This window comes from Achromobacter sp. DMS1, from assembly GCF_001270295.1.
Genome location: NZ_LHSJ01000055.1, coordinates 18,238 through 22,571 on the forward strand (window position 1 = coordinate 18,238; position 4,334 = coordinate 22,571).

General features: G+C 56.4%; 3 protein-coding genes and 2 pseudogenes. 4 read left to right on the forward strand and 1 reads right to left on the reverse strand.

The features are described from left to right. Window positions 1–376: pseudogene (locus AD428_RS27660) on the reverse strand (thiamine pyrophosphate-binding protein); the annotation flags it as partial. Window positions 377–615: 239 nt separating this feature from the next. On the opposite strand from AD428_RS27660, the gene rfbB reads away from it, so the two are divergent. The 4 genes and pseudogenes from rfbB to rfbA form a co-directional block, all read left to right on the forward strand. Further along, window positions 616–1,677: a dTDP-glucose 4,6-dehydratase gene (gene rfbB / locus AD428_RS08725; protein WP_053244731.1), complete on the forward strand. Its 1,062-nt coding sequence runs from the start codon at window positions 616–618 to the stop codon at window positions 1,675–1,677. A gap of 139 nt (window positions 1,678–1,816) precedes the next feature. Further along, the gene (locus tag AD428_RS24670; RefSeq protein ID WP_235489422.1) at window positions 1,817–2,740 is read left to right on the forward strand and encodes a glycosyltransferase family 2 protein; all 924 of its coding nucleotides are present in this window, start codon (window positions 1,817–1,819) and stop codon (window positions 2,738–2,740) included. Window positions 2,741–2,747: 7 nt separating this feature from the next. Next, window positions 2,748–3,647 carry a dTDP-4-dehydrorhamnose reductase gene (gene rfbD / locus AD428_RS08730; RefSeq protein WP_053244732.1) on the forward strand — a complete coding sequence of 300 codons (900 nt, stop codon included), beginning with the start codon at window positions 2,748–2,750 and terminating at the stop codon, window positions 3,645–3,647. Continuing rightward, window positions 3,644–4,334, forward strand: a pseudogene (gene rfbA, locus AD428_RS08735) (glucose-1-phosphate thymidylyltransferase RfbA); the annotation flags it as partial. The gene rfbD and the pseudogene rfbA, both read left to right, overlap by 4 nt.

Sequence of the window (4,334 nt, forward strand, 5' to 3'; positions counted from 1 at the left end):
CGTGCATGTCGCGGTAGAACTCGTGGAACGACGCGTGGGGCAGCCACGCCTCGTCGAAATGCAGCGTGTCCACGTAGCTGCCCAGCTGCTGCTTGATCATCTCCACGTTGTAGATCACGCCGTCGTAGGTGCTCTGCGTCAGCGTGAGGATGCGCACGCTGCGCACCTGCGCATTCCATTTGGTAACGGACCGGGAAATGCCGATGGCGTCGCACTCCTGGAAAGCGTCGGTGCCGATGGCGCTGGTGGCGACCTGGCCGCTGATGCAGAGCAGGGGAATCGAATCGCACATGGCGTCCAGCAGGCCGGAGGTGGTGTTGGCCATGCCCGGGCCGGAGGTCACGAACACCACGCCGGTGCGGCCGGTGCTGCGGGCATMSTKCGACGGHGTGGCCGMTGHSTTCTGGGGCCAGCCCCAATGCGCGTAAGGCCACGTAACTCCTGAGATGAAATGCAAGATGGAATCCCGACCATTGATGGAGGTGGGTTCTGTAACGTCTCAATTTCACCGCACGGCTTGTTTCATTTGTTAGGTTGCGCTAATGCACTTGCGGCATAATTGAGAGTTAATCAACGGGTTTGCGCTCACGCTCAACGCTCAAGGACTACGCAAGAATGAGTATCATTGTTACTGGCGGAGCAGGTTTTATCGGCTCCAATTTTGTACTCGACTGGTTTCGGGAAAGCAGCGAACCGGTCGTAACGCTGGACAAGCTCACCTACGCAGGCAACCCCGAAAACCTGGCTTCGCTCAAGGGCAATACCGCTCACAAGCTGGTCCAAGGCGACATTGGCGACTTTGACCTGGTCAGCCGCCTGTTGGCAGAGCATAAACCCCGCGCCGTCCTGAATTTTGCAGCCGAATCGCACGTGGACCGTTCGATTCATGGCCCCGGCGAATTCATCCAGACCAACATCGTGGGCACCTTCCACCTGCTGGAAGCCGTGCGCGCTTATTGGACCGGCCTGCCGGAAGATGAGCGCAACGCGTTCCGCTTCCTGCACGTATCGACCGACGAAGTCTACGGATCGCTGGAAAAAGACGATCCCGCCTTCAGCGAAACCAACCGCTACAAGCCCAATAGCCCATACTCGGCCAGCAAGGCCGCCAGCGACCACTTGGTGCGAGCCTACCACCACACCTATGGCCTACCGGTGCTCACAACCAATTGCTCAAACAATTACGGTCCCTATCATTTCCCGGAAAAGTTAATCCCGCTGGTAATCCACAATGCGCTGGCCGGTAAGCCTTTGCCCATCTACGGCGACGGCCAACAGATTCGCGACTGGCTATACGTGAAGGATCATTGCACGGCGATCCGTCGCGTGCTCGCTGATGGCCAATTGGGTGAGACCTACAACGTGGGAGGCTGGAACGAAAAGGCTAACCTCGACGTCGTCCACACGCTTTGCGCCCTCCTGGACGAACTCAGTCCTCGAGCCGATGGCCAGTCCTATAAGAGTCAGATAACCTTCGTCAAGGATAGACCTGGTCACGACCAGCGCTACGCCATTGATGCGACGCGGCTGGAACGTGAACTGGGATGGAAGCCTGCGGAAACCTTCGATTCCGGGATCCGCAAGACCGTCGAATGGTACTTGGCCAATCAGGACTGGGTCGCCAACATCACCAGCGGCGCATACCGCGACTGGGTCAATACCCAGTACGAAGACTGAACGCTCGAACGGATTGCGCTCCAGCTCGAGTGCAGCCCTCCCTCATCATGTGTGCTTCTCTACTTCAACACAAGTATCCGCCAATAACGCGGCGAGCAACCGCACGTGCCGGCAACCGACTTCTTTCGTGGATGGCACGGTGAGCCACAACGTCGCAATCCTTCTGTGTACCTATCAGGGAGAGCAGTATCTTCCTGAACAGCTTGACTCGTTCGGCGCTCAATCGCATACGGCATGGAGCGTATGGGTTTCGGACGACGGTTCCAAGGACAAGACACAAAATGTTCTGGGATTCTATCAGCAGACTTGGGGACCAGACCGCTTGCGCGTACGGGCGGGGCCACGCAAGGGTTTTGCCGCCAATTTCATGTCACTCATTTGCCGCGAGGAAATCGCCGCCGACTACTACGCCCTGTCCGATCAAGATGATATCTGGCATGCGGACAAGTTGGAACGAGCTGTCCGATGGTTGAAATCCGTGCCGCAGGACGTGCCCGCGCTATATTGCACCCGTACGGAACTGGTTGACGAAGATGGCGGCAAACTCGGTTACTCGCCGTTGTTTACGCGCCCACCATCGTTTCGCAATGCCTTGGTGCAAAACGTCGGCGGAGGCAATACCATGGTCTTCAACAACGCTGCTCGCAATTTGTTGAAGGCCGCTGGCCCACACGTGAAGGTCGCAGCTCATGATTGGTGGATCTACATCGTGGTCAGCGGATGTGGCGGAAAGGTGCTTTACGATCCGATACCATCCCTGCTCTATCGACAACACGCCCAAAACCTGATTGGCGCCAATGCCAGCCTGCAAGCTCGGCTCGACCGAATCGGCAAGCTGTTCCGAGGCCACCTGAAAACATGGAATGACCAGCACATTGTGGCGATGCAGCCCATTATTTCAAGCTTGTCGCAAGATAGTCGTTCCGTCTTCAATCGTTTTGTATCGGCGCGTCAACGTCGCTTGATTCCCCGCGTATTCGGTATATTGCGTTCTGGAATTTATCGGCAGACTGGATTCGGCAACCTCGGCCTGGTGATTGCAGCGATTCTCAACCGGATTTAAGGCCCTTATGAAAATTCTTCTTTTGGGTAAGACCGGACAAGTCGGTAATGAACTGCAACGCACGCTACTGCCGCAGGGCGAGTTGATAGCGTTGGATCGTATCCAGGCCAATCTTGAAAAGCCTGCGACCCTGCGCGGAGTATTGGAAGCTCACTCACCCGACATCATCGTGAATGCAGCTGCCTATACTGCGGTCGACAAAGCGGAAACCAACGCAAGTTCGGCACGTGCGATCAATGCGGAGTCGGTGGCGGAGATAGCCAAGTACGCGAAGGCACGCGGCGCGCTGCTCGTGCACTATTCCACGGACTACGTTTTCGACGGCGCCAAAACCGCGCCCTACACACCGTCCGACACCCCAAATCCGCTGAGCGTCTATGGACACACCAAGCGCCAAGGCGAAGAGGCGATCATAGCCAGCGGCTGCCAATTCCTGATCCTCCGCACAAGCTGGGTGTTTTCTGCTCACGGGAGTAATTTCGTCAAGACGATCCTGCGCTTGGCCAAAGAGCGTGAGACGCTGAATATTGTCGCCGACCAACATGGCGCTCCGACTTCGGCCGAGCTGATAGCCGATGTGACAGCATTGGCTATTGCTGGCTATCGCCATGGTCTGTGCAAGAGGGGCATCTATCATCTGACCGCTGCAGGGCAAACCACTTGGCATGGCTTGGCCTGCCACATCGTGGCGCGTGCCGCCGCCAATGGCGCGAGGCTCAGGACAACCGCAGAGAAAATCCAACGTATACCCACGGATGCTTATCCTCTGCCCGCACCTCGCCCAAAAAATTCTCGCCTGGACACCACCGCCCTGAGCAACGCGTTATTGCTACAGTTCCCCAATTGGACTGTCCACGTGAACCGCACCGTGGATCAACTGACCACATCGTTGGAGTATTCTGCATGAACCGCAAAGGCGTCATTCTCGCCGGGGGCTCTGGCACCCGTTTACATCCAGCGACGCTGGCGATCAGTAAACAGTTATTGCCTGTATACGACAAACCGATGATCTACTATCCTCTCAGCACCCTGATGCTGACCGGAATTCAAGACATCCTGATCATTTCAACTCCGCAAGACATCCCGCGATTCCAACAGCTATTAGGCTCGGGAGAACAGTGGGGACTTAACCTGCAATATGCAGTCCAGCCGTCTCCTGATGGCTTGGCCCAGGCGTTCATCATCGGTGAGTCATTTCTGAACAACTCACACTCGGCACTCGTGCTCGGGGACAACATCTTCTATGGCCACGATTTCGCCAATCTGCTGAGCAACGCCAATAAGCGCAACGCCGGTGCTAGCGTATTCACCTACCACGTGCATGATCCGGAACGTTACGGCGTAGCGGAGTTTGACGCCGACGGCAAGGCGCTTTCTCTGGAAGAAAACCGAAGACGCCCAAGTCGAATTACGCGGTCACAGGCCTATATTTCTATGACCAGCAGGTCGTGGACATCGCCAAACAGATAAACCGTCGCCACGCAACTCGAAATCACCGATGTGAATCGAGTCTATCTCGAACAAGGCAACTTGTCTGTCGAGATAATGGGCCGCGGCTATGCGTGGTTGGATACAGGCACCCATGAATCCTTGC

Excerpts from the sequence above, each read along its gene's own strand:
- rfbB (WP_053244731.1), top strand. The coding sequence starts at position 616 with ATGAGTATCATTGTTACTGGCGGAGCAGGTTTTATCGGCTCCAATTTT.
- rfbD (WP_053244732.1), top strand. The coding sequence starts at position 2,748 with ATGAAAATTCTTCTTTTGGGTAAGACCGGACAAGTCGGTAATGAACTG.